The following is a 22,888-nucleotide window of genomic DNA, read 5'->3' on the forward strand; positions in this document are numbered from 1 at the left end:
CTAGGCCTCCTGGGGCTGCATTGGTTTCGACGTGGGTTCGGACGCGGTGTGGTGCATGTCGAGCTGAGTGCGCTCGTAAAACAGATTCAAACAAACTAACTGCAAACGACGAACGTTTCGCACTCGCTGCTTAATTGCCAGTGAGCTTTACAACAGCAGGCCGATGGGCTGGGCAAGGGGTGTTTAACGCAAGTTAAACGCTCCCGGCTGTAAAGATAATTTCATCGGCTGGCTCCGGGCTGGGTACCTTAACCCGGGGCGAGAAAATAGGGTGCTGGCGTCCTGTGTAGCGTGCGACTGCGCGACACAGGTGGCGAGACTCAAATCAGACCGCTAAACATGTAGATCTGCCCGAACAAGGCTTGCGGACGGGGGTTCAAATCCCCCCAGCTCCACCACTTCACCAAAGCCCGACCTTTAACCGTCGGGCTTTTTTTATGGGCGCCCGATGGCGCTCGCCGACCGCTTTGTACTCGCGACGACAATACGCCCATGGCAAGCATGCAACTTCAGGAAATTCTCTTCTCCCAGGGCTTTGGCACGCGGCGCGTCTGCGCGGGGTTGGTCCAACAGGGCCATGTGATCGTGGCCGGCGCGCCCTGCGACGACCCGGCCGCCGAATTCGAGGCCATCGAAGGCCTGCGCTTCACGGTGCAAGGCACGGCATGGGAATACCATGAAAAAGCCTATCTGATGCTGCACAAGCCCGCGGGCTATGAGTGCTCGCAAAAGCCCAGCACCTACCCGAGCATCTACACGCTGCTGCCGGCGCCGATACGCCAGCGCGGCGGCGGGGCGGCAGCCGGCGTGCAGGCGGTCGGCCGGCTGGACCAGGATACGACGGGGCTCTTATTGCTGTCGGACGACGGCAAGTTCATCCACCGCATGAGTTCACCCAAGCACCACGTGCCCAAGGTGTATGAAGTGCGGGCCAAACACCCGGTGGACGACAGGCAGGTGGCCAAACTGCTGGCCGGCGTGGTGCTGGACGACGACCCCAAGCCGGTGCGGGCCGCGGCCTGCGAGAAGACTGGCGAGAACCAGTTGAGCCTGACGCTGACAGAGGGCAAATACCACCAGGTCAAGCGCATGATCGCCGCCGTGGGCAACCGGGTGGAAGAGGTCGGCGGCCTGCACCGTTCGCGCATAGGTTCCCTGGATCTGCCGGCCGGCCTGAAAGCCGGTGAGTGGCGCTGGTTGACGGCGCAAGACTTGGCCCGCATCGCGGCCTGAGCGCCGCGCGCATCCGCCGGCGCCTCCTTATCGCAATTCGGCCGGGCGGGTGTTGGACTGTATGAGAAACGAGTCGTGCCAGTGGCCGGGCATGCTGCTGCTGTGCTCCTGGTCCATGTGGGTGCGTATCTGCCGCTGTTGCGCCAGGGTTTTTTTCAGGCTGATGCGGGCGACTTCGAGGACTGCTTCTTCCCGTTTGAGATGCCGGGCTTTGGTGGCCGCTTCACCGAAGAATTCATTGCGAAGTTCGTCCGGGTTCGGCAGCATGGACGGGTTGAGCACGGCGTAGGAAATGCCGCATTGCGCCAGCAAGTTGCGCTTCAGGCTCCTGGCTTTGTGGGAAAGGCCGAAGGACTTGGGGACGTCCACGCAGCCGACCACGTGGCCGTCGCCGGCGCAGACCGAAAAGGTGCAGGTGGTGTTCTGGAGCATTTCATACCAGTACAGGCTGTTCTCGCTGGCATTGGGCCTGGTGAAACGGGTTACCGGCATCTTCACCAGGACATGGTGATCGTCAAAAGTACCGATCATCCAGTGCCAGGTTCGCAGTTCCTCGCTGTTCATCAAAACCCGCGCGTGCAGAGGCCAGTGTTTGGGAATGCGGCGTTTTCCGCGGTTTACCCAGCGTGCCCACAAGCTGTACCATTCGGCGAGATGCGGCATGTGAAGCTGCCCTGCCGGCGACCATTCTGAGTTTCTGTACACGACGAACTCCTGGTTTGTTACGGGTAATTACAATATGCGCCGATTTACGTACTTTGACTTGAGATGTGTCGTGAAATTGGCGTTGTATTACTGATTTAGTGTGAATTTTTAGACGAAATTCGCGTCTCGGTGCATTTGCTTACAAGGAGGAGAGGAAAACATGGACAAGCGTAAATTTATGGGGATAGCGGCCTTTGGCGCTGTCGCCTTGCCCGAACTGGCGCAGGCCCAACTGGCCCCCAAGGCGCAAAAAGGCCCGACCGTGCTGACCGTCAGCGGCCTCATAGGCGCCGGCAACCGCGCTGCACTCGATCCGGCGCTGGACCAGATGATGGCCAAGCAGAAGATCAAATTCGACAAGGCCCAGGCCTTTGACTTCGCCGCCCTGGCCGCGCTGCCGGCCGTCACCATCAAGCCCACGCTCGAATACGACAGCAAGCCGCATACGCTCAAAGGCCCGCTGCTGGCCGACGTCCTGAAGGCCAGCGGCGTGAAGGTCAACGACAAGAGCACGGTGTTCCTGCGCGCGGTGGACGGCTATGCGGCCCAGGTGACGGCTGCCGAAATCGCCAAATACCGCTTTATCGTCGCCACCCACATGGACGGCCAGCCTTTGTCGCTGGGCGGCTTGGGCCCGCTATGGGCCGTCTATGACGCGGACCGCTTCCCTGAGATGGCGGCCAAGCCCTTGCCCGCGCGTTTTGCCTGGTGTCCCTGGGCGACTTACCACATTGAGGTCAAGGAGGCCTGAAGCTCAATGACGCTCAAGCCATCGGCTTGAGGAAGTCAGCGACCGCTTCCACGGTCTCGGCGGGCTGGTCGCGCTGCAGCGAATGCCCGCAGGCCGCCAGCCGCAGTTGCCGGGCGTGGGGCGCGACCTGAGCGATTTCGTCGAGCTGCCGCAGGGTGCCGTACTCGTCGTCCAGGCCCTGGACCAGCAGCAGCGGCGCCGTGATGCGGCCGCATTCCTCGCGAATGTCGAATCGGCGAAAAGCCTCGGACAGCCAGACGTCGTTCCATTGCCAGAAAGCCACGTCCACCTCGGCGTGGTAGCGTGCCAGCCGCTCGCGCAGCGCCCCCGATTCAAAGGCCGCCTTGGCTTCAGTGATCGCTTGCACTGCAATGTCTTCCACCAGCACATGCGGCGCCATTGCGATGCAGGCCGACACGGGATGCCGGCTGGCGTGGAGCAGGGCGATGGTGGCCCCATCGGAATGGCCCAGCAGCACCGGCCGATGGATGTTCAAGGCTTGCAGCAGGGCGGGCAGCACTTCCCAGGCCTCGCGGTGCATATAGTCCGGCGGCAGCCGCCCGTTGCCGCGCACGTCGGGTATGGATGCGGACCGGCCGTAACCGCGCCGCGAGTAGACGATGCCGGCCCGGCCTGTCGCCGCGCACACGGCTTGCGGCCAGTCCAGCCCTCGCTGCGTCCACAAGGCGACCGAGCCCAGGCCTTCGTGCAGGAAAACAATCGGGGCGAGGCCGGCCTGCCCGGCAATTCGCCTGACTTCCAGGCGCACCCCGTTGATCTCCACCATCTCCGTCAAATTCATCACCGCATCGTAAGGGATGTAAACGGATAGGGCGTCCGGCGCATTAGGTCTCCTGCAGGCTGCTATTTGCCGGCTTGAGTGGTTTTGCGGCAACTTCGCGCCGCTACACTAGCTGGTTGCACCTAGAAAGACCGTTTTTGTGAATGTTTCCGCCCGTTTTGCAGCCGCCTGGCTGTGTGCCTTTGCCGCCCTGACAAGTTTACCGGCCCTTGCCCAGACTGCGGCGGCTCCGGCCGCTTCCGGGATCACCACGCCCGTCTTTGTGCTCAACTCGCTGGACGACACCGTCAGCGTGATCAACCCGGCCACCTGGACCGAGACCCGGCGCATCGCCACCGGCAAGCAGCCGCACCATCTTTACCTCACGCCCGACGAAAAGTCGGTGATCGTGGCCAATGCCCTGTCGGACTCGCTGACCTTCATAGACCCGAAAACCGCCGAGGTGCAGCGCACGATACGCGGCATCCTGGATCCTTACCAGCTGCGCTTTTCGCCGGACATGAAATGGTTCGTCACGGCCGCCAATCGCCTGAACCACATCGACATCTACAAATGGGACGGCAAGGACATCACGCTGGCCAAACGCGTGGCTACCGGCAAGACCCCCAGCCATCTGTGGATAGACAGCAAAAGCACCACGATCTATTCCACGATGCAGGACAGCGACGAGCTGATCGCCATCGACCTGGGCAGCCAGTCCATCAAATGGCGCACCAAGACCGGCTCCATCCCGGCCGATGTCTACGGCACGGCCGACGACAAATTCATGCTGGTGGGCCTGACGGGCGGCGACGCGGTCGAGGTCTATGACGTGAGCGGGGCGCAGCCCCAGCGCACCAAGGTCATCAAGACCGGCGCCGGCGCCCATGCGTTTCGCGCCTTCGGCGACAAGCGCCACGTGCTGGTCAGCAACCGCGTGGCCAACACCATCAGCCGTATAGACCTGCAAACCCTCGAGGTGGTCGACCAGTTTCCCGCACCGGGCGGCCCCGACTGCATCGACGTGAGCCGCGACGGCAAGCAGATCCTGGTGACATCGCGCTGGGCGCGCAAGCTCACCGTGATCGACGTGGCGACCCGCAAGGTGGTGCGCCAGGTTAACGTTGGAAAGAGCCCGCATGGCGTCTGGACCCTTGATCATTCGCCAAGGTAGGCAAGCCCCGGCAACTGCGCTGCTTGCCGTTTTTGTGGCGGTTACCTGCCTGCAGCCTGCCTCGGCTGCGGCGCCCTGCAAACCCGTCTACCTGACGCTGGACACCGGCCACATGGCCGTTGCGCCGCTGATGGCTGAGGTGCTGAACAAGCACCAGGTCAAGGTCACGTTTTTCGCCGCCAACGAGCGCACGCAGACCGGCGACGGCAGCCTGGGCGCGGAGTGGGCGCCCTGGTGGAAGGCACGCGCGGCTGAGGGCCACGAATTCGCTTCACACACCTGGGACCACGTCTACTGGCGCGGCGACATGCCCGCTGTGCCGGGGGCACAGGCGCAGTTCAGGATGCGCCCCTCGGCGGGGCCGCTGGAGGGCAAGGACTTCACCTGGACGGCCGCGCAGTATTGCGAAGAAATCAGCAAATCCAGCAAGCGCCTGGAAGCCATTACCGGCAAAAAAACGCTGCCACTTTTCAGGGCGCCGGGCGGCAAGACCTCGCCCGCGCTGCTGGCCGCCGCCAAGGCCTGCGGCTATGAACATGTGGGCTGGTCGCCCGCGGGCTTCCTGGGCGACGAACTGGCTAGCGAGAAGTATCCCAACGACTTCCTGTTGAAGAAGGCGCTGCGCGATGTGCGATCCGGTGACATCCTGCTGGCGCACCTGGGCATCTGGTCGCGCAAGGATCCGTGGGCACCCAAGGTGCTGGAGCCGCTGGTCACCGGCCTGCAAGCGCGCGGTTTTTGCTTCAAGACACTGCGCGAGCATCCCCAGTACAAGGACTGGATTGACGCGCAGTCCGGCCCGGCCCCCGCCAGGCCCGCAAAATAAGCGCCATGGACTGGTTCAGTGATTATTTTTCGGCGGCGCAGCAATGGCTGTTCGAGGCGGCCGTGCAGCCGGCGATGTTCACACTGGGCATGGGCAACCTGCTGGAAGACGGCTATGACGCCACCGCCTGGTTCCTGGTGGGCGTGATCCAGGTCGTGATCCTTCTGGCCCTGATCGGCCCGCTGCAGCGCTGGCGGCCGGTGGAGCCGGTCACCGACCGCGCCACCATACGCACCGACGTGCTGTACACCTTGATCCACCGGCTGGGCCTGTTTCGCATTGCGCTGTTCTTCACACTGGACCCGTGGTTCGACGAAGCCTTCGGCGCGCTGCGCACGGCCGGCTACGGCACCTTCCATCTCGACCAGCTCTGGCCCGGCGTGAGCGACCACGCGGTGGTCAGCCTGCTGATCTACCTGGTGGTGTTCGACTTCGTGGCTTACTGGACGCATCGTGGCCAGCACCAGCTCGAGTGGTGGTGGCGCCTGCATTCGCTGCACCATGCGCAGCGGCAGATGACCATGTGGAGCGACAACCGCAACCACCTGATCGACGACGTCCTGGTCGACTCCATCGTCGTGCTGGTGGCCCAGCTCATAGGCGTTCCGCCCGGCCAGTTCGTCGCCATCGTGGCCTTCACCCAGCTCAGCGAAAGCTTCCAGCATGCCAATGTGCGCATCTGGTTCGGCCGCATCGGCGAGCGCCTGTGGGTGAGCCCGCGCTTTCACCGGCTGCACCACAGCATCGGTATTGGGCATGAGACGGTGAAGGCTGAACGGACTGTCTTGGGTGGACACAATTTCGGTGTGTTGCTGCCCTGGTGGGATGTGCTGTTCGGCACGGCCAATTTTGAGCAGCGTTATGACCCCACCGGCGTTCGCGACCAGGTGGAAGCCAAACGGGACTACGGCAGGGGCTTCTGGTCGCAGCAGTGGATTGGCTTGAAGCGCCTCCTCGGCAAAGCTTGAACGGTGCAATCCGGCGGCCATCGAGTCGGGGTATCCTGTCGGCCATGAGCAAACTTCTTGACGCCTTCTGGCGTGCCGTGATGTATTGCCTGCACCCGCGGGTCATCGTGCTATCGATCCTGCCGTTGGTGATCATGGGCGTGGTTTCTCTGACCTTGGCCCACTTCTTCTGGGACAGTGCTGCCGAAGCCGTCCGCGTGCAACTCGGGAGTTTCGAGCTGGTCGATATCATGATTCGCTGGCTGGAGGGACTGGGCTTGAGTCAACTGCAAACCGTACTGCCCAAGGTGCTGTTGTTGTTGTTGATTATTCCCGTCATCATCATTGTTTCGCTGCTCTTTGTGGCACTGCTCATGACGCCTGCCATGGTGGCCCTGGTGGCTGAACGGCGCTTTCCTCAAATGGAGCGCAAACGGGGAGGTTCCCTGTTCACCAGCCTGTTTTGGTCGCTGGGCTCGACCTTGCTGGCCCTGCTGGCGCTGGTCATTTCGATTCCGCTTTGGTTGATTCCGCCGCTGATCCTGGTGCTGCCGCCGCTGATCTGGGGCTGGCTGACTTACCGCGTGATGTCTTATGACGCGATGGTGGACCACGCCAGCAGTGAAGAGCGGCGGCAGATTTTCAAGGAGCACCGCATGCCCTTGCTTGCCATAGGCGTGCTCAGCGGCTACCTCGGCGCGGCGCCTAGCGTGCTCTGGGCTTCAGGTGCGATGTTTGTGGCCATGGCGCCCATCCTTGTGCCGGTGGCGATCTGGATCTACACCCTGGTGTTTGCGTTTTCCTCACTCTGGTTCGCCCACTACACCCTGGCTGCGCTGGAGCAGCTTCGCAAGAAAAACAACGCGCTCGCCCCGGACCCACTCGCGCAGGCCGCGATCACGTCCATGGCGGCGGAACTGGCCCCCGAGGCCCTGCCGGGACCGGCGCCCAGCTTTGGCTCCATGGGCGGCAAGCCCGATTTACACCTGCCTTGAATCCCCTGAACATGACTCCTCACTTCGGCCTCATCATCGTCGGCGACGAAATCCTCTCGGGCAAACGCGCCGACAAGCACCTGCCCAAAACCATTGAACTGCTGGGCGCGCGCGGCCTGCAGCTGGCGTATGCCGACTATGTGGGCGACGACCCGGCGCGCATCACCGCCACGCTGGCGCGCGCCTTCGCGGCGGCGCGCGACAACGGCGACGTGGTGTTTTCCTGCGGCGGTATAGGCGCCACGCCTGACGACCACACCCGGCAGTGCGCGGCAAAGGCGCTGGGGGTTGAACTGGCCTTGCACCCCGCGGCCAAAACCCTGATCCTCGAACGCATGGCGGACGTGGCCAAGGAGCAGGGCACACCCTATGAGCCCGACCGCGACGACAACATCCACCGCCTCAACATGGGGGTGTTTCCGGTGGGCGCGGAGATCATTCCGAATCCGTACAACAAGATCCCCGGCTTTACCTGCCGGGTGGGGCAGGGCGCGGTTCACTTCGTTCCCGGCTTCCCCGTCATGGCCTGGCCCATGATCGAATGGGCGCTCGACACGCACTATGCCCACCTGCACCAAAAGTCGCCCTACACCGAAAAATCGGTGATCATTTTTGGGTCCATGGAAGCCATGCTGACCCCGCTGATGCTCGCCATTGAAGCGGCGCATGCCGGCGTCAAGGTCTTCAGCCTGCCCAGCGTGGACCACCCGGAATATGGCCGCCATATTGAGTTGGGCGTCAAAGGCGCGCCTGAGGCGGTCAACCTGGCTTACCCCGCCATGCTCGCCGGCCTGCACAAGTTTGACCTCAAATTCGGCCCCGAGTTGGTGCGTTGATTTTTCGCACTTAAAAGGTGCATTTGGAGTGGCGCACTTAAATGGTGCAGCCGTTACCGCAAGGTGTTTTTTCTCTTTTCAGCCTCGACAAGGCTGGAAGTGAGGCCAGATAACGGCACAATCCGAGGCTTGGCAGGAAACCGTAGAGCCAACGGCTTTGGCACAAAAAGTGCATTCAACAGGCCCGAAGATAATTTTCAACCACCCATCCAGCACAGGAGATTTTGATGGCAAAGACCGTCGCAGACGTCATGAAAATGGTCAAGGAAAACGAAGTCAAGTTCGTTGACTTCCGTTTCACCGACACCCGGGGCAAAGAGCAGCACGTGACCGTGCCCGTGTCCCACTTTGACGAAGACAAATTCACGTCGGGCCACGCCTTCGACGGTTCTTCGGTTGCCGGCTGGAAAGGCATTGAAGCCTCCGACATGCAGCTGATGCCTGACCCCAAAACGGCCAACATCGATCCTTTCTTTGAAGAAACGACGCTGTTCATGAGCTGCGACGTGCTTGAGCCCGCCGACGGCAAGGCCTATGACCGCGACCCGCGCTCCATCGCGCAGCGCGCCGAAGCCTACCTCAAGGCTTCCGGCCTGGGCGACACCGCTTACTTCGGCCCTGAACCCGAATTCTTCATTTTTGACGACGTGCGCTGGAACACCGACATGTCGGGCACCTTCTTCAAGATCGAAGAGTACGAAGCGCCCTGGAATTCGGGCGCCAAGCTCGAAGGCGGCAACCGCGGCCACCGCCCGACCGTCAAGGGCGGCTACTTCCCCGTGCCTCCCGTCGACAGCACGCAAGACATGCGCGCCGAGATGTCCCTGATCCTCGAATCGCTGGGCGTTCCGGTCGAAGTGTTCCACCACGAAGTGGCCGGCGCCGGCCAGAACGAAATCGGCACCCGCTTCAGCACCCTGGTGCAGCGCGCCGACTGGACGCAGATCCTGAAGTATGTGGTGCAGAACGTGGCCAATGCCTACGGCAAGACCGCCACCTTCATGCCCAAGCCCATCGTCGGCGACAACGGCTCCGGCATGCACGTTCACCAGTCCATCTGGAAAGACGGCAAAAACCTGTTCGCCGGCGACGGCTACGCAGGCCTGTCCGACTTCGCGCTGTACTACATCGGCGGCATCATCAAGCACGCACGTGCCTTGAACGCCATCACCAACCCCGGCACCAACAGCTACAAGCGCCTGGTTCCCGGCTACGAAGCACCGGTCAAGCTGGCTTACTCGGCCAAGAACCGCTCGGCCTCGATCCGCATTCCTTACGTCGCCAACCCCAAGGGCCGCCGCATCGAAGCGCGCTTCCCCGATCCGCTGATGAACCCGTACCTGGGTTTCTCGGCCCTGATGATGGCCGGCCTGGACGGTGTGGAAAACAAGATCCACCCCGGCGAAGCCGCCACCAAGGACCTGTACCATCTGCCGCCCGAGGAAGATGCAAAAGTGCCAACCGTCTGCCACAGCCTGGACCAGGCGCTGGACGCGCTCGACGTGGGCCGCAGCTTCCTGACCAAGGGCGGTGTGTTCACCGACAGCATGCTCGACGCCTACATTGAACTGAAGATGGGTGAAGTGACCCGCCTGCGCCAGGCGACCCACCCCATCGAATTTGACATGTACTACTCCCTGTAAACAGGAGGGCTCGCGCCCAGCCGCTTACTGTGGTTTTTCACAGTTTGTGGCCAAAAAAGGACGGCAAATGCCGTCCTTTTTTATTGTCCCGGCAGGTTGTGGGTGTGCTGGCTTTGTATTTTTGTTCCTTTGCCGCATACTGATAGACCGTCCTAGCCCTTACCGGCATCGGGAGTTCCCTATGAAAAACACCTTATTGCTTTCTGCCTTGTCCCTGCTGCTGGCCGGCGCGGGGAATGCCGCGTGGGCGCAGCAGGTTTTCCGCTGTGCCGGCGTCGGCGGCTCCACGCCTGAATACATCAACAACGCCAAAGAAGCGCAGACCCGCAGCTGCAAGCTGGTTTCGGGCGGCAACGTCACGGTGGTGCAGAGCACGCCGGTGAGCAGCACGCCCAAGTCCGCGGTTCGCGTGGCGACTGCGGCCGGTCCGCGTACCGACGGCAGCCCTGAGCAGCGAGCCCGCGACAGCGATTCACGCGCCATCCTGGAAGCCGAGCTGAAAAAAGCCGAGGCCAAGCTGGCCGAGCAGCAAAAAGAATACAACAACGGCGAGCCCGAGAAGCAGGGCATCGAAGGCCGCAATTACCAGCGCTACCTGGACCGCGTGGCCGAACTCAAGGACGGCATCGCCCGCAACCAGAGCGACATCGCCGGCCTCAAACGCGAAATATCCCGGCTTCCTTCGGGCGCTCCCACCCTCAATTAAGCGCGCAGCGCCGGCTTCTGGGTGAAAATGGATGGCTTGAACAAGCCCTCCATCCGCACCACATCGCCCTCCGCCCTGATTTCGGGGCTTCCTCGCTTTCAGGCCTTCGACCTGCTGGCCACGCTGGTCGCCGTCGTCCGCACCGACGGCACCGTGGTGTTCGCCAATGCCGCGCTGGAAGACGCGCTGGGCACCTCCCGGCGGACCATTGAAGGGTCCCAGCTTCCCGACTGTTTCACCGAACCCCTGATCCTGCAAAACGCGCTCGAAGGCGCGGGCAGCAACGAGTTCGCCGCCCTGCGTTACGACGCCTGGCTCCGGCGGCTGAACCATGAGCCCTTGCCGGTCCACGTGGTGGTGGCTCAGACCGACACCCCGGGTGAGGCCATCGTGGAACTGCTTCCGCTCGAGCAGCAGGCCAAGCAGGAGCGGGAAGAGCGCCTGATCGACCAGGCGCAGGCCAACAAGGAATTGATCCGCAACCTGGCCCATGAAATCAAAAACCCGCTGGGCGGGATCCGCGGCGCGGCCCAGCTGCTGCAGATGGAAATCGGCAAGGACCTGACCGAATACACCCAGGTCATCATCCACGAGGCCGACCGGCTACAGACGCTGGTGGACCGCCTGCTGGCTCCGCACCGCCGCCCGCACCTGGTGGGCGACGTGAATATCCACGAGGTTTGCGAGCGCGTACGCTCATTGATCCTGGCGGAGTTTCCCAAGGGGCTGAAGGTCACGCGGGATTACGACATCTCGATTCCCGACTTCCGCGGCGACCGCGAGCAGCTGATCCAGGCGGTGCTGAACATTGCCCACAACGCGGCCCAGGCCCTGGCCGAGCGCATCGCGGCGGGCAATGCGCAGATCACTTTCAAGACCAGAATCGCCAGGCAGGTAACTTTTGGCAAGCAGCGCTATCGCTTGGCACTGGAATTGCATGTTATCGACAATGGACCGGGTGTGCCGGACTCCATCAAAGACCGCATCTTCTATCCCCTGGTCTCGGGGCGCGAGGGCGGTTCGGGGCTGGGGCTGACATTGGCGCAAACCTTTGTGCAGCAACACCACGGTTTGATCGAGTGCGACAGTGTGCCGGGCCGTACAGATTTCAAGCTGCTCATACCGCTTCCTTGAAATGTGTCTCCTTCATGATTGATACATAACGCGATCGGCGCGGAGGGCTTACAGAGGGCCCCGCGCTGAAAGCACGACAAAAGGGACTGCATACATGAAACCGATCTGGATCGTTGATGATGACCAGTCCATCCGGTTTGTTCTGGAAAAGGCCCTGCTCCGCGAGGACCTTCCTACGCGCAGTTTCACCAACCCCCGCGAAGTGCTTGCCGCGCTGGAGAACGCGACCGAAGAAGACGGCCCGCAGATACTGGTGAGCGACATCCGCATGCCCGGCGGCTCCGGCCTGGACCTGCTGGAAAAGGTCAAGGAAAAGCTGCCCGGCCTGCCGGTCATCATCATGACCGCATTTTCCGACCTGGACAGCGCGGTCTCCGCCTTCCAGGGCGGGGCTTTCGAATACCTGCCCAAGCCTTTTGACCTGCCCAAGGCGGTCGAGCTGATTCGCCGCGCGGTGGAAGAAAGCCAGCGCGAAGAAGTGGCCGAGGAACGCATGGCCTCCGCGCCCGAAATGCTGGGCCAGGCGCCGGCCATGCAGGACGTGTTCCGCGCCATCGGGCGCCTGAGCCAGAGCATGGTGACGGTGATGATCACCGGTGAATCGGGTTCCGGCAAGGAGCTGGTGGCGCGCGCGCTGCACAAACATTCACCGCGCGCCAACGGGCCGTTCGTCGCCATCAACACCGCAGCCATCCCCAAGGACCTGCTCGAGAGCGAACTCTTCGGCCATGAGCGCGGCGCCTTCACCGGCGCGCAGACCATGCGGCGCGGCCGCTTCGAGCAGGCCGAGGGCGGCACGCTGTTCCTCGACGAAATCGGCGACATGCCCTTCGACCTGCAGACCCGCCTGCTGCGCGTGCTCAGCGACGGCCACTTCTACCGCGTCGGCGGGCACAACGCCGTCAAGGCCAATGTGCGTGTCATCGCCGCCACCCACCAGGACCTGGAGCAACGCGTCAAGGAAGGCGGTTTCCGCGAGGACTTGTTCCACCGCCTCAACGTGATCCGCCTGCGCCTGCCCGCGCTGCGTGAGCGGCGTGAAGATGTCTTCATGCTGACGCGGCACTTCCTGCAGCAAAGCGCCAAGCAGCTTGGTGTCGAGCCCAAGCGGATTTCCGACACCGCCCTGCAGCAGCTGAGCAACTTCAGTTTTCCCGGTAACGTGCGCCAGCTCGAAAATATCTGCCACTGGCTTACGGTAATGGCGCCGGCCCAGGTGATAGAACCCAAAGATCTTCCGCCCGAAGTGCTGGGAATGATCCCGGAGTCCGGCAAAATCCAGGTTCCGGCTGAAAGGGCCGAAGCCCCGCGTATGGAATGGGCCGCGGCCACCGACAAACCGCCGGCCGCCCACGCGTCCGAAGCGGCTTTGCCCGTGCCGGCAGGCGGGGTGGAGCAAAGCTGGGAAACCGGCCTTGAAGCCGAAGCCCTGGCCTTGCTGGCAACCGGGCGCAGCGATGTGTGGGACGTTCTCACGCGGCGTTTCGAGTCCAAGCTGATCCAGACCGCGCTGGCCAATACGCGTGGGCGCCGTATCGAGGCGGCCCAGAAGTTGGGCATAGGCCGCAACACCATCACGCGGAAGATCCAGGAGCTCCACCTGGAGTGAATGTGGCCCCCACGGTCGCTCACTTCGTGTAGCTCCCTGCCCCCCGAGGGGGCCGCTGCGCCTGCGGTCTGGCAAAGCCAGTCCCGCGGCCCTGGCTGGTGGAAGAAGGACCGCCGGGGATTCGCCGCTTGAGGTTTTTAGCCGAGTTCCACGGTTACCGGCGCATGGTCGCTGGGCTTTTCCCATTTGCGCGGCACGCGGTCTATGGTGCAGCCTTTGACCTGCGGCTTGAGGGCCTCGCTGACCAGGATGTGGTCTATGCGCAGGCCCCGGTTCTTCTGGTAGCCCAGCATGCGGTAGTCCCACCATGAATAGCTTTTGGGCAACTGCTCGAACATGCGGAAGCTGTCGGTTAGCCCCAGTGCCAGCAACCGGCGGAAATGCTCGCGCTCTTCCCTGGTGTGGTGGATGGTGTCGCGCAGGCCTTCAGGATCGTAGGAGTCCTGGTCTTCCGGCGTGATGTTGAAATCGCCCAGCAGCACCAGCTGCGGGTGGGCCGCCATTTCGGCGCGCACATAAGCCTGCAGGCCGTCCAGCCACCGCATCTTGTAGGCGAACTTTTCGCTGCCGGGTTCCTGCCCGTTGACGAAGTAGCCGTTCATCACGCGCACGGGCCCCGCGGGGCCGTCCACCGTGGCGGCGATCACTCGCGAATGCTCGTCTTCAAAACCCACGATGTTTTTCACCACCTCGCGCACGGGCGTGCGCGACAGGATGGCCACGCCGTTATAGGTCTTCTGGCCGAAGGCGGCGGCTTCATATCCCACCGCCTTGAGCGCCTCCAGCGGAAACTTGTCGTCCGTCATCTTGAGCTCTTGCAGGCACAGCACGTCGACCGGGTTGGCGGCCAGCCACTCCAGCACATGGGCCAGCCGCGCGGTCAGCGAGTTGACGTTCCAGGTCGTAATCTTCATGGTCTCATGCTCCAGCCCCGGAAAAGACGGGTTCAACAGCGGTCAAATGTGCAGCGCGGCGAGTGCACCCACCACCAGGCCCACGCCGGCCACGGCGAACATGCCGTATTCCAGCCATTTCTTGCGTGTCAGCAGTGCGATAGCCGCCAGGGCGATCGCCACTTGCAGCACGGTGGTGGCCTGGGCCCAGCGGTGGTGCTGGTGGATCTGTTCGTCCGAGGATTTATCCCAGACCGTGGATTCAGCCTCCAGCTTCTCGGCCGCCACCTTGATCTCGTTCTTTTCCTTTTCGTAGCGGTCCACCTTGCCCTGGTAGCCGGCCTTTTTGTCTTCGGGCGCCAGATCACGGGCCAGTTCGGCCAGCGACTGCTTGGTGCTTTTCGACTGGAAGTAATTCCACTGGTTGGACGCTTCCGTTTTCTTGATCGCCGCGTTGTTTTTGTAGAGTCCCGCATTGGCCTGCGTGGCACCGCCCATGTAGGCAAAAATCGCGCCTATGGTTGCGATGATGGCCGTGATCACCGCGATCTGCGCAATCATGCCGCCGCCGCTTTCGTGGCCGCCATGGCCGCCTTGCGCGGCATGCTCGAGCTCATGGTCGTGGGGCCCGTGTACGTGAAATCCGCCTCCTGACATATCAATTCCCTCTCAAGTGTTGTTGTGGTTGTGGGTTGTGGATGGTCTATTTTTGGTAGGTGATGAAGCTGAACTTCATACCGGTCGCCGATACGTGGTCTTCGCGCGCGGCCTGCCGCCATTCGGGGCCCAGCGCCGGCGCGAAGGCGTCGCCTTCAATATTTTCGGCAATCTCGGTGACTTCGATGCGGTGGGCCAGCGGCATCGCCTGCGCGTAGATTTGCGCGCCTCCCAGGATCCACACTTCGGCCGACGAGGCACACAGCGCCAACGCGTCGGCCAGGCCCGCGGCCGTCGTGGCACCGGTGTCTTTCCAGTCAGGCTGCCGCGTGATGACGATATTGGCGCGACCCGGCAGCGGCCGGAATTTCACCGGCAATGAATCCCAGGTCTTGCGGCCCATGATGACCGGCCAGCCGGTGGTCAGGCGCTTGAGGCGCGCCATGTCTTCCGGCAGGCGCCAGGGGATGGTGTTGTCGCGGCCTATCACGCCGTTGGCGGCGCGGGCGAAGATCATATTGATACGCATGAGCTATACCGCCACAGGCGCCTTGATGGCCTCGTGGTGCTGATAGTCCAGGAACTCGAAGTCTTCAAACTGGTAGTCAAAGATCGACTCTGGTTTGCGCTTGATCTGCAGCGTGGGGTAGGGGAGGGGCTGGCGGCTCAATTGCAGCGCGACCTGCTCGTGGTGGTTGCTGTAGATATGGCAGTCGCCGCCGGTCCAGATGAAGTCGCCCACGCCCAGGCCGCATTGCTGCGCCACCATGTGGGTGAGCAAGGCGTAGCTCGCGATGTTAAAGGGCACGCCCAGGAAGATGTCGGCGCTGCGCTGGTAGAGCTGGCAGCTCAGCTTGCCGGGCTGGCCCTGCACCTCGGACGGCGCCACGTAGAACTGGAAGAACGCATGGCAGGGCATGAGCGCCATCTTCGAGAGGTCGGCGACATTCCAGGCACTCACGATGATGCGGCGCGAATCCGGGTTGGTCTTGAGCGTCTTGATGACTTCGCTGATCTGGTCGATGTGGCCGCCGTCGGGCGTGGGCCAGCTGCGCCACTGCACGCCATAGACCGGGCCCAGGTCGCCGTCGGGCCGCGCCCATTCGTCCCAGATGCTGACGCCGCGCTCCTTGAGCCAGTTGTTGTCGCTCGAGCCCTGCAGAAACCACAGCAGCTCATGGACGATGGATTTCAGGTGGACCTTCTTGGTGGTCACCAGCGGAAAGCCTTCGTTCAGGTCGAAGCGCATCTGGTAGCCGAACACGCTTTTGGTGCCGGTGCCCGTGCGGTCGGCCTTGAAGGCGCCGTGGCTGTCCACATGGCGCATGAAATCTTCGTATTGGGAGCGGATGGGGCGGGTCATTTAAAACCAGTCGGCAGGGGGTCAAGAAGGGGGTTTTGCCGGGCCCGGAGGGCGGTGGATCGGCAAGGGTTTAATTATGCCTTCAGCACCCGACCCGGGTTCATCAGGTTCAACGGATCCAGGCCCTGTTTGATGGCGCGCATCATGTCCAGTGCCACGGGTGATTTGTGCTTGGGCAGGGTGTCGACCTTGAGGCTTCCGACGCCATGCTCGGCGGAGATCGATCCCCGGTAGCGGTCCACCGCTTCGTAGACCTGGGCATTCATGGGCACTTCCATTTCATTGAGGAAACGTGCCTGGTCTTCGTTCTCCGGCGCCTGCACGTTGTAATGCAGGTTGCCGTCGCCCAGATGGCCGTAAACGACCATGCGCGCGCCGGGAAACCGCTCGAGCAGCAATGCATTGGTTTCGGCCACGAACTCGGGGATGCGTGACACGTTGATGGAGATGTCGTGCTTGATGTTCAGGCCCTCTTCGGCCTGCGCCATCGGGATGCTTTCGCGGATGTGCCACAGTGCGTGCGCCTGCGCCATGCTCTCGGCGACCACGGCGTCTAGAACGCAGCCCGCTTCCATAGCGGCCTCGAGCAGGCGCTCGAAGCATTCACGCGCATGGGCTTCCGATTCGTTGTCCGAGTTCTCCAGCACCACGCACCAGGCGTGCTCCTGCCAGAACGGCACCCGCTGTTGCGGGAAATGTTTGGCCACGAGGCCCAGCGCGAACTGGCCCATGACTTCGAAACCGGTCAGGCCGGAGCCCAGGTGCTGGTGCGCCAGGCCCAGCAATTTCACGGCGGCTTCGAGCGAGGGCACGGCGGCAAATGCCGTGAGCTGGGACTTCGGCATGGGATACAGCTTCATGATGGCGCCGGTGATCACGCCCAGCGTGCCTTCGCTGCCGATGAACAGGTGGCGCAGGTCGTAGCCGGTGTTGTCCTTGCGCAAGCCCATGAGGCCGTCCCAGATTTCACCCTGCGCGTTCACGACTTCCAGCCCCAGGCAGAGGTCGCGCGTGTTGCCGTAGCGCACGACCTGGGTGCCCCCGGCGTTCGTCCCGAGGTTGCCGCCTATGGTGCAACTTCCCTCCGAGGCCAGGCTCAGGGGAAACAGGAAACCGGCTTTTTCGCAGGTTTCCTGAAGGTTTTGCAGCACGCAGCCGGCATCGACCGTGATGGTCAGGTTGCCGGCATCCAGCGTGCGCACCTTGTTCATGCGCGTCAGGCTCAGCACCACCTGCGTGCCGCTGTCGTCGGGTGTCGACCCGACCACCATGCCGGTATTGCCGCCTTGCGGCACGATGCTCACGCGCGCCGCGGCGCAGGCTTTCACCACGGCCGCGACTTCCGGCGTCGAGCCCGGACGCACTACGGCCATGGCCTTGCCGGTTTCGCGCTTGCGCCAGTCCTGCACCCAGGGCGTCAGGTCGCCGTCGGTCAGGACGTTGGATGCGCCGACGATCTGGCGCAGGGATTCGATCAGGGGGTTGTGCGTGCTCACGATGTTCGGGCTCGGGTTAGGGTTAGGGGATTGATGGGGTCGGGGCGTTTTTCAGCCGTACGCGCACATGAAGCGCGCAAGCGGCGAACAGCGTGAGGCACAGCAGCACCTCGATGAACGCCAGGTAGTTGCCGGGCGCGCGGTCGCTCCAGGCCCGCACCGCCCCTTCGGTGAAATACAGCCACACCAGCAAACTCACCCAGCGGTAGGTGTACATGCGGTTTTTCAGGATGCCGGCCAGGGGAATGCACAGCGGCAGCACCTTGAGCGCCAGCAGCGAGCCGCCCGGCCGTATCGGCGCCAGCCACATTTCCCAGACCAGGCCCAGCACGATGAGGCCCAGCAGGCTGGCCAGCGCCAGGCGGCGGGTGAAGTCGATTTGTGTTGTTTTGTTCATGTTCGTAAGAATCTCAATGGCATGATACCGGGGATGAAATTCCAGCAATCCCTGCAGGACCTCCTGGCCAACCTGTCGCGTTTTCCGTGGCGCGGCACGGCGCTGACCCTGCGCGACCGTTTCCGCGAAGACCACATGGGCCTGACGGCCAGCAGCCTGACCTTCACCACCTCGATCGCGCTGGTGCCTTTTTTCACCGTGGCGCTGGCGATTTTCACGGCCTTCCCGATGTTTTCGAAGCTGCAGGGCGCGCTGCAGGCCTGGCTGGTGCAGAGCCTGATTCCCGACAACATCGCGCGCCAGGTGCTGGGCTACCTAACCCAGTTCAGCCGCCAGGCCAACAAGCTGGGCATCGCCGGCCTGGCCGTGCTGCTGGTCACGGCCATCGCGCTGATCCTCACCATAGACCGTACCCTTAACGGCATCTGGCGCGTCAAGAAGGCAAGGCCGCTCACCCAGCGCGTGCTGATTTATTGGGCCGCCATTACCCTGGGGCCGCTGCTGCTGGCGGCCAGCCTGGCGGTGACCTCCTACGTGCTGTCGGCCTCGGGCGGCCTGGTGGGTGCCTTGCCGGTGAGCCTGCGCTTCCTGCTCAGCATCCTGCAGTTCTTCCTGGTAGCCGGCGGCATGGCGGCGATGTACCGCTACGTACCCAACACTTATGTGAAGTGGGCGCATGCCTGGGTAGGAGGGCTCTTCGTCGCCGCCGGCATCGAAGTCGCCAAGCGGGTGCTCAGCCTTTACCTGGGCGCCGTGCCCACCTATTCGCTGGTCTACGGCGCTTTCGCCACCTTGCCGATCCTGCTGGTGTGGATTTACGTCTCCTGGGTCATCGTGCTCATGGGCGCGGTGATCGCGGCCTACCTGCCCAGCCTGCTCGCCGGTGTGGCGCGTCGCGGCAGTGCGCACGGCTGGTACTTCCAGCTTGCCATCGAAACGCTGCAACAGCTGTACCAGGCGCTGGCCACCCCGCGAAGAGGCCTGAGCGCCTCTCAGCTGTCCGAACGGTTGCAGGTGGATGGGCTTCAGCTGGAGCCGGTGCTGGAAACCCTGGTGGCGCTGGACTGGGTGGGCCAGCTCAACGAAGCGGAAGGCGAGGAAGAGGCCCGCTTCCTGCTGCTGGCCGACCCCGACGCCACGGCGCTGGAACCGCTGATGCGGCAATTGCTGCTTGACAAGGCCGAGGCGGTGCAGGGCCTGTGGGAAAAAGCCCGCTGGCCCGACCTGCGGCTGCGCGACGCGTTATAAGAATTTGTTCCGGACGCAAGCCGCGCCCGGAAAAAACCGACGGAATGACGGGGAATACTTGTTGGCGACGGCGCCTTGTAACAAAATAAAAACCCCTGTTTTTCCACGCACCACAGAAGATGCCAGCAAAAACCAATGCCCGGGAAAAGCTTGACGGCGCCATCGCCGAGGAGCGCCAGCAGCAGCGCGATGCCAAGCAGATCTACGACGAGCTGACGGCCAAGATGTGGGCCTACCAGACCGGTAGCGGCCCGGCGCCCACCAATGAAGACTTCGAGCAATGGAGCCTCGCCGTGGAGCAGCGCGTCAAGATCAAGCAGCTCGGCATCCGCGTGGACGGCGAGCCCGGCGCCTGAGGCTGCTGCGGCCAGTCGGACTGGCCGCACACCGGTTTACGGCATAAGCGCACCTCAGTGCTGCGGTGAAATTCCTACGATGTGAGACAGGCTGGTAGCCGGCCTGGTTCTGTCACTCAACGGAGATTTCTCATGCTGAAAAAATTGCTGGTATTTGCCATCACTTCCGGCCTGGCAGCCAAGCTCTATAAAAGCTACACCGAAAAACACGCGGCGTCCCGCCCGACGGCCGCGCCAAGCGGCAAGCCGGTGGCGCGCAAACGTGCGGCGCAAAAACAGGCTTAGCGGCCCGCATACCTTGGTTGACGCAGAAGCTCATAAGCTCAGGTTCTAAAAGCGTCAACCTTTTGTCAAGGTTGTTAAGCCCCTGTCACTCCAGGCACGTTTCGTTGCTTTTGTTCGGGCGTGACTTCAAATTCGCGGGCCGGATTCTTACAAGGCTCGCGTGCGGTCCGGGCCAAGATGCTCGGTATCCCTGACCAACCCATGGAGAAACCGTGACATCACCTGCTTATACGCCTACGCCTGCCGACGCGGCTATGAATGCCCTGAGGAACCAGCGCATCGATATCACCCAGCAAGCCTCCCTGAACTACTGGGTCGCCGCGCTGGCCTGCAGTGAACTCGAATTGCGCGTGGCCGTGGCTGAAGTCGGCCCCGCAGCCAAGGACGTGAGCAATGAACTCGGGAGGGTGTTATGAGCGCCATGCCTCCCACGCTGCCCCTGCCGCCCGGGCCGCTCGCGGTCCGCGTCAAAGAGCCATCGGTCGGCTTGTTTTATTGGGTGGTCACGCAGTTGTCCACCGATGAGCGCGGCGCCGATGTCCGCATCGAAGGTTCCGACCATCCCTATCCGACACACGAAGCCGCCTTGCATGCCGGCGCCGCCTGCCTGAAGGCGCTCAAAGCCAGCACTTTCCAGCCGCAGGGCCCGCATTAGCCCCGCGCTTGAGGTCAGGCCTGTCAGTTGCCTTTAAGGCGCTTTAAGGCCTGCACCCACATATCCCGGTACATCACCCAGTCGCCCATGAAGCTGTAAAGCGGCCGTTTGAAGGACGCGGGTTTGTTCTTTTCAAACCCGAAGTGGCCTATCCAGGCAAAGCCATAACCGCACAGCAGGCCGGCCAGTAGCCACCACGGGTTGCGCGTGGCGACCAGGGCCGCCAGGCACAGCAGCGTGAGGCTGGAGCCGACGAAGTGCAGGCGGCGGCAGGTCGGGTTGCGGTGCTCGTTGAGATAGAAGGGATAGAAGCTCGCGAAGGAGTCGAAGCTCCGCGGATCTACAGGCGGGCTTACGGGTTGGGTGGGCAGGCCGGCTTGCGCCGACTCGCCGTGCGTGGTCGTGGTGTCCATTGGTGTGTCTCCTGCGCCGGGCTACCGTCGTGATAGCCCCGTGTCGCTCACCATTTTGCGGGCGTCGCCATAATAGTCAATCCCTTGTGTCTCCCGCTTCAGGCGGCGTTTTCCTGCATGTCTCTTCTTCCAACGCCGCCAGCAGCATCGCCCGGCCCGGATTCTCCGGTCCACTGGGTCATCTGCCTGTGCGCCGACTGGTGCGGCCTGTGCCGCGACTACGGCGAACTCTTTGCGGACATGGCGGGGCGCTACCCCGGCAGCCGCTTTGCCTGGCTGGACATTGAGGACCAGGCCGAACTGGTCGGCGACATCGAAGTGGAAACCTTTCCCACGCTGCTGGTCGCCGATGCGGGCGGCACGCGTTTCCTCGGGCCCTTGCTGCCGCATGCGCAGACCCTGTCGCGCCTGCTCGATTCGCTGGCGCAACCGGGCCAGCCCGCCACGCCCCACCTTCCTTCAACCCGGGCCTTGCTGCAGGCGCTGGCGGCGGCGCCGCAGCATTGGATCAGCGCCCGCTGAACTAGGCGATGGAAAACGGCGCCTTCAGGAAGCCCCTGAAGCGCGCACGGCCACCGCGCGTGGGATTGCTGGTCAAGCGATAGCCCGGGAAGCGCTGGAGAAAGCGGCCAATGGCGATGCGGCCTTCGAGCCGCGCCAGGCTGAGCCCGGCGCATTGGTGGATGCCGAAACCAAAGGCCAGGTGGCGATTGTCCCGGCGCGCCAGGTCCAGCTCGTCGGGCCGTTCAAACTGCGCCGGGTCGCGGTTGGCCGCGCCTATGCACAGCGTCAGCAGGCTGCCTGCGGGCAGGTTCACGCCGCCTATCTCGGCATCCACCAGCGCGCGCCGATTGCTGAGCTGGTTGGACGACTCAAAGCGCAGGAACTCATCGACGGCCGGCGCCAGCAAGGTCTCGAGTCCCTGTACGTCCAGTCCTCTCATGCCCGACAGCAGGCCGGCCAGCGCCGCCGGCCGTTCCTGCAGCGCCACCAGTGCATTGCCGATCAGGTTGGTGGTGGTTTCATGGCCGGCGTTGAGGATGAACACGCAGTTCTGCAGCAACTCGGTTTCGCTGAGCTGCTCACCCGTTCCCTCGCTGCCGATCAGCCGTGTCAGCACGTCATGCTCCGGGTCGCCCGGGTGCTGGCGGCGATCCGCCACCAAGTTTCTGAGGTAGGCCGTGAACTCGCGCACGCTCTGGTTGCCCAGGGCCTCCTGCTCCGGTGTCAATCTGGGTTCCAGCGCGCCCAGTATCGCCAGCGACCAGCCGCGCAGCGGCGCGCGGTCCGCATGCGGCATGCCCAGCAGGTTGCCGATGATCTCGACCGGGATGGCCGAAGCGAAATCTTCCACCAGGTCGCCGCCGCCCCTGGCCTCGATCGCATCCAGCAAGCCGTCGACCAGCGTCACAAGGCCGGGCTCCATGTCTGCAATCGCGCGCCGTGTCAGCGCGCCCATGATGAGCTTGCGCACGCGCGTGTGCAGCGGCGGGTCGTTGAACACCAAGCTGGTGGTGTGGTGCTCGAAGAGCGCGGAGGCCGCGCCGTACTTGGGTTCGAACTCCACTTTTTTGTCGGAGCTGAAAGTCTGTGCGTCGCGGTAAACCGCCACCAGGTCGGCGTGGCGTGTCAGAAGAAAAGAGCCGTCGGGCATGCGCCTGACCGGCTCGATCTCGCGCAGCGCGGCATACACCGGATAGGGGTTGGCGTAAAAATCCGGGGGCAGGGCGCGCAGGTCCAGTGCCGCCGCGACTTCGCGCGCACGGGCTTCGGCCATCGGCGGTG

The 22,888-nt window shown here is 63.1% G+C and carries 27 protein-coding genes and 1 other RNA gene; 18 read left to right on the plus strand and 10 right to left on the minus strand.

What is annotated here, in order from left to right; all coding sequences use genetic code 11:
- Positions 1–11: 11 nt before the first annotated feature.
- Both ssrA and AC1D1F_RS19405 read left to right on the plus strand, forming a co-directional pair.
- Positions 12–398, plus strand: a transfer-messenger RNA (tmRNA) gene (gene ssrA, locus AC1D1F_RS19400).
- A gap of 103 nt (positions 399–501) precedes the next feature.
- Entirely contained in the window at positions 502–1,233 is a 732-nt protein-coding gene (locus AC1D1F_RS19405) for a pseudouridine synthase (protein WP_477676889.1), read from the plus strand.
- A 27-nt stretch (positions 1,234–1,260) separates the two neighbouring features.
- On the opposite strand, the gene AC1D1F_RS19410 is transcribed toward AC1D1F_RS19405, so the two are convergent.
- Positions 1,261–1,797: a hypothetical protein gene (locus tag AC1D1F_RS19410; protein ID WP_477681320.1), complete on the minus strand. Its 537-nt coding sequence runs from the start codon at positions 1,795–1,797 to the stop codon at positions 1,261–1,263.
- A gap of 301 nt (positions 1,798–2,098) precedes the next feature.
- On the opposite strand from AC1D1F_RS19410, the gene AC1D1F_RS19415 reads away from it, so the two are divergent.
- Positions 2,099–2,689 (plus strand): putative pterin-binding protein, encoded by a 591-nt coding sequence (locus tag AC1D1F_RS19415; RefSeq protein ID WP_477697282.1) that lies wholly within the window; start codon positions 2,099–2,101, stop codon positions 2,687–2,689.
- A 13-nt stretch (positions 2,690–2,702) separates the two neighbouring features.
- On the opposite strand, the gene AC1D1F_RS19420 is transcribed toward AC1D1F_RS19415, so the two are convergent.
- Positions 2,703–3,491 (minus strand): alpha/beta fold hydrolase, encoded by a 789-nt coding sequence (locus AC1D1F_RS19420; protein WP_477676885.1) that lies wholly within the window; start codon positions 3,489–3,491, stop codon positions 2,703–2,705.
- A gap of 139 nt (positions 3,492–3,630) precedes the next feature.
- On the opposite strand from AC1D1F_RS19420, the gene AC1D1F_RS19425 reads away from it, so the two are divergent.
- The 9 genes from AC1D1F_RS19425 to ntrC all read left to right on the plus strand — a co-directional run bounded on the left by AC1D1F_RS19425 (position 3,631) and on the right by ntrC (position 13,340).
- The gene (locus tag AC1D1F_RS19425; RefSeq protein WP_477676884.1) at positions 3,631–4,644 is read left to right on the plus strand and encodes a YVTN family beta-propeller repeat protein; all 1,014 of its coding nucleotides are present in this window, start codon (positions 3,631–3,633) and stop codon (positions 4,642–4,644) included.
- The gene (locus tag AC1D1F_RS19430; protein ID WP_477676883.1) at positions 4,610–5,470 is read left to right on the plus strand and encodes a polysaccharide deacetylase family protein; all 861 of its coding nucleotides are present in this window, start codon (positions 4,610–4,612) and stop codon (positions 5,468–5,470) included. Before AC1D1F_RS19425 ends, AC1D1F_RS19430 begins: the two co-directional genes overlap by 35 nt.
- A 5-nt stretch (positions 5,471–5,475) precedes the next feature.
- Positions 5,476–6,438 carry a sterol desaturase family protein gene (locus AC1D1F_RS19435; RefSeq protein WP_477676882.1) on the plus strand — a complete coding sequence of 321 codons (963 nt, stop codon included), beginning with the start codon at positions 5,476–5,478 and terminating at the stop codon, positions 6,436–6,438.
- Positions 6,439–6,482: 44 nt separating this feature from the next.
- A complete protein-coding gene (locus AC1D1F_RS19440) occupies positions 6,483–7,412 on the plus strand; it encodes an EI24 domain-containing protein (protein ID WP_477676881.1) in 930 nt (309 codons plus the stop codon).
- Between the two features lie 11 nt (positions 7,413–7,423).
- Complete coding sequence (locus AC1D1F_RS19445) at positions 7,424–8,248, plus strand: competence/damage-inducible protein A (RefSeq protein ID WP_477676880.1); 825 nt, start codon at positions 7,424–7,426, stop codon at positions 8,246–8,248.
- A 227-nt stretch (positions 8,249–8,475) separates the two neighbouring features.
- A complete protein-coding gene (gene glnA, locus AC1D1F_RS19450) occupies positions 8,476–9,891 on the plus strand; it encodes a type I glutamate--ammonia ligase (RefSeq protein ID WP_436157669.1) in 1,416 nt (471 codons plus the stop codon).
- Between the two features lie 181 nt (positions 9,892–10,072).
- Positions 10,073–10,597: a hypothetical protein gene (locus AC1D1F_RS19455; RefSeq protein WP_477676878.1), complete on the plus strand. Its 525-nt coding sequence runs from the start codon at positions 10,073–10,075 to the stop codon at positions 10,595–10,597.
- 27 nt (positions 10,598–10,624) lie between these two features.
- A complete protein-coding gene (gene glnL / locus AC1D1F_RS19460; protein ID WP_477697363.1) occupies positions 10,625–11,731 on the plus strand; it encodes a nitrogen regulation protein NR(II) in 1,107 nt (368 codons plus the stop codon).
- Between the two features lie 94 nt (positions 11,732–11,825).
- Positions 11,826–13,340 carry a nitrogen regulation protein NR(I) gene (ntrC, locus tag AC1D1F_RS19465; protein ID WP_477700806.1) on the plus strand — a complete coding sequence of 505 codons (1,515 nt, stop codon included), beginning with the start codon at positions 11,826–11,828 and terminating at the stop codon, positions 13,338–13,340.
- A 137-nt stretch (positions 13,341–13,477) separates the two neighbouring features.
- Here ntrC and xth read toward each other — a convergent pair whose 3' ends face one another.
- The 6 genes from xth to AC1D1F_RS19495 all read right to left on the minus strand — a co-directional run bounded on the left by xth (position 13,478) and on the right by AC1D1F_RS19495 (position 18,146).
- The gene (gene xth / locus AC1D1F_RS19470; RefSeq protein ID WP_477676570.1) at positions 13,478–14,254 is read right to left on the minus strand and encodes an exodeoxyribonuclease III; all 777 of its coding nucleotides are present in this window, start codon (positions 14,252–14,254) and stop codon (positions 13,478–13,480) included.
- A 42-nt stretch (positions 14,255–14,296) separates the two neighbouring features.
- A complete protein-coding gene (locus AC1D1F_RS19475) occupies positions 14,297–14,890 on the minus strand; it encodes a DUF4337 domain-containing protein (RefSeq protein ID WP_477676571.1) in 594 nt (197 codons plus the stop codon).
- Positions 14,891–14,936: 46 nt separating this feature from the next.
- Positions 14,937–15,419 carry a dihydrofolate reductase gene (locus AC1D1F_RS19480; RefSeq protein WP_477676572.1) on the minus strand — a complete coding sequence of 161 codons (483 nt, stop codon included), beginning with the start codon at positions 15,417–15,419 and terminating at the stop codon, positions 14,937–14,939.
- Positions 15,420–15,422: 3 nt separating this feature from the next.
- On the minus strand, positions 15,423–16,253 hold the full coding sequence (locus tag AC1D1F_RS19485) for a thymidylate synthase (RefSeq protein WP_477676573.1): 831 nt from the start codon (positions 16,251–16,253) through the stop codon (positions 15,423–15,425).
- Positions 16,254–16,327: 74 nt separating this feature from the next.
- The gene (locus tag AC1D1F_RS19490; protein WP_477697385.1) at positions 16,328–17,749 is read right to left on the minus strand and encodes an FAD-binding oxidoreductase; all 1,422 of its coding nucleotides are present in this window, start codon (positions 17,747–17,749) and stop codon (positions 16,328–16,330) included.
- A gap of 22 nt (positions 17,750–17,771) precedes the next feature.
- Positions 17,772–18,146: a DUF2069 domain-containing protein gene (locus tag AC1D1F_RS19495; protein WP_477676575.1), complete on the minus strand. Its 375-nt coding sequence runs from the start codon at positions 18,144–18,146 to the stop codon at positions 17,772–17,774.
- 33 nt (positions 18,147–18,179) lie between these two features.
- Between AC1D1F_RS19495 and AC1D1F_RS19500 the strand changes: the two genes are divergently transcribed.
- The 5 genes from AC1D1F_RS19500 (at position 18,180) to AC1D1F_RS19520 (ending at position 20,690) form a co-directional block, all read left to right on the plus strand.
- Positions 18,180–19,394: a YihY family inner membrane protein gene (locus tag AC1D1F_RS19500; RefSeq protein WP_477676576.1), complete on the plus strand. Its 1,215-nt coding sequence runs from the start codon at positions 18,180–18,182 to the stop codon at positions 19,392–19,394.
- Positions 19,395–19,513: 119 nt separating this feature from the next.
- Positions 19,514–19,750: a hypothetical protein gene (locus tag AC1D1F_RS19505; protein WP_477676577.1), complete on the plus strand. Its 237-nt coding sequence runs from the start codon at positions 19,514–19,516 to the stop codon at positions 19,748–19,750.
- Positions 19,751–19,882: 132 nt separating this feature from the next.
- Positions 19,883–20,035 carry a hypothetical protein gene (locus AC1D1F_RS19510; protein ID WP_477676578.1) on the plus strand — a complete coding sequence of 51 codons (153 nt, stop codon included), beginning with the start codon at positions 19,883–19,885 and terminating at the stop codon, positions 20,033–20,035.
- A gap of 212 nt (positions 20,036–20,247) precedes the next feature.
- On the plus strand, positions 20,248–20,451 hold the full coding sequence (locus tag AC1D1F_RS19515; RefSeq protein WP_477676579.1) for a DUF3606 domain-containing protein: 204 nt from the start codon (positions 20,248–20,250) through the stop codon (positions 20,449–20,451).
- The gene (locus AC1D1F_RS19520; protein WP_477676580.1) at positions 20,448–20,690 is read left to right on the plus strand and encodes a hypothetical protein; all 243 of its coding nucleotides are present in this window, start codon (positions 20,448–20,450) and stop codon (positions 20,688–20,690) included. The genes AC1D1F_RS19515 and AC1D1F_RS19520 overlap by 4 nt, the downstream gene beginning before the upstream one ends.
- Positions 20,691–20,713: 23 nt before the next feature.
- On the opposite strand, the gene AC1D1F_RS19525 is transcribed toward AC1D1F_RS19520, so the two are convergent.
- Entirely contained in the window at positions 20,714–21,103 is a 390-nt protein-coding gene (locus AC1D1F_RS19525; RefSeq protein ID WP_477676581.1) for an Mpo1-like protein, read from the minus strand.
- A 117-nt stretch (positions 21,104–21,220) separates the two neighbouring features.
- On the opposite strand from AC1D1F_RS19525, the gene AC1D1F_RS19530 reads away from it, so the two are divergent.
- On the plus strand, positions 21,221–21,625 hold the full coding sequence (locus AC1D1F_RS19530; protein WP_477697386.1) for a thioredoxin family protein: 405 nt from the start codon (positions 21,221–21,223) through the stop codon (positions 21,623–21,625).
- Between the two features lies 1 nt (position 21,626).
- Here AC1D1F_RS19530 and AC1D1F_RS19535 read toward each other — a convergent pair whose 3' ends face one another.
- Positions 21,627–22,880, minus strand: a complete 1,254-nt coding sequence (locus AC1D1F_RS19535; RefSeq protein ID WP_477676587.1) for a cytochrome P450 — start codon at positions 22,878–22,880, stop codon at positions 21,627–21,629.
- Positions 22,881–22,888: the final 8 nt, after the last annotated feature.

The organism is Polaromonas sp. P1_H6 (genome assembly GCF_056405195.1).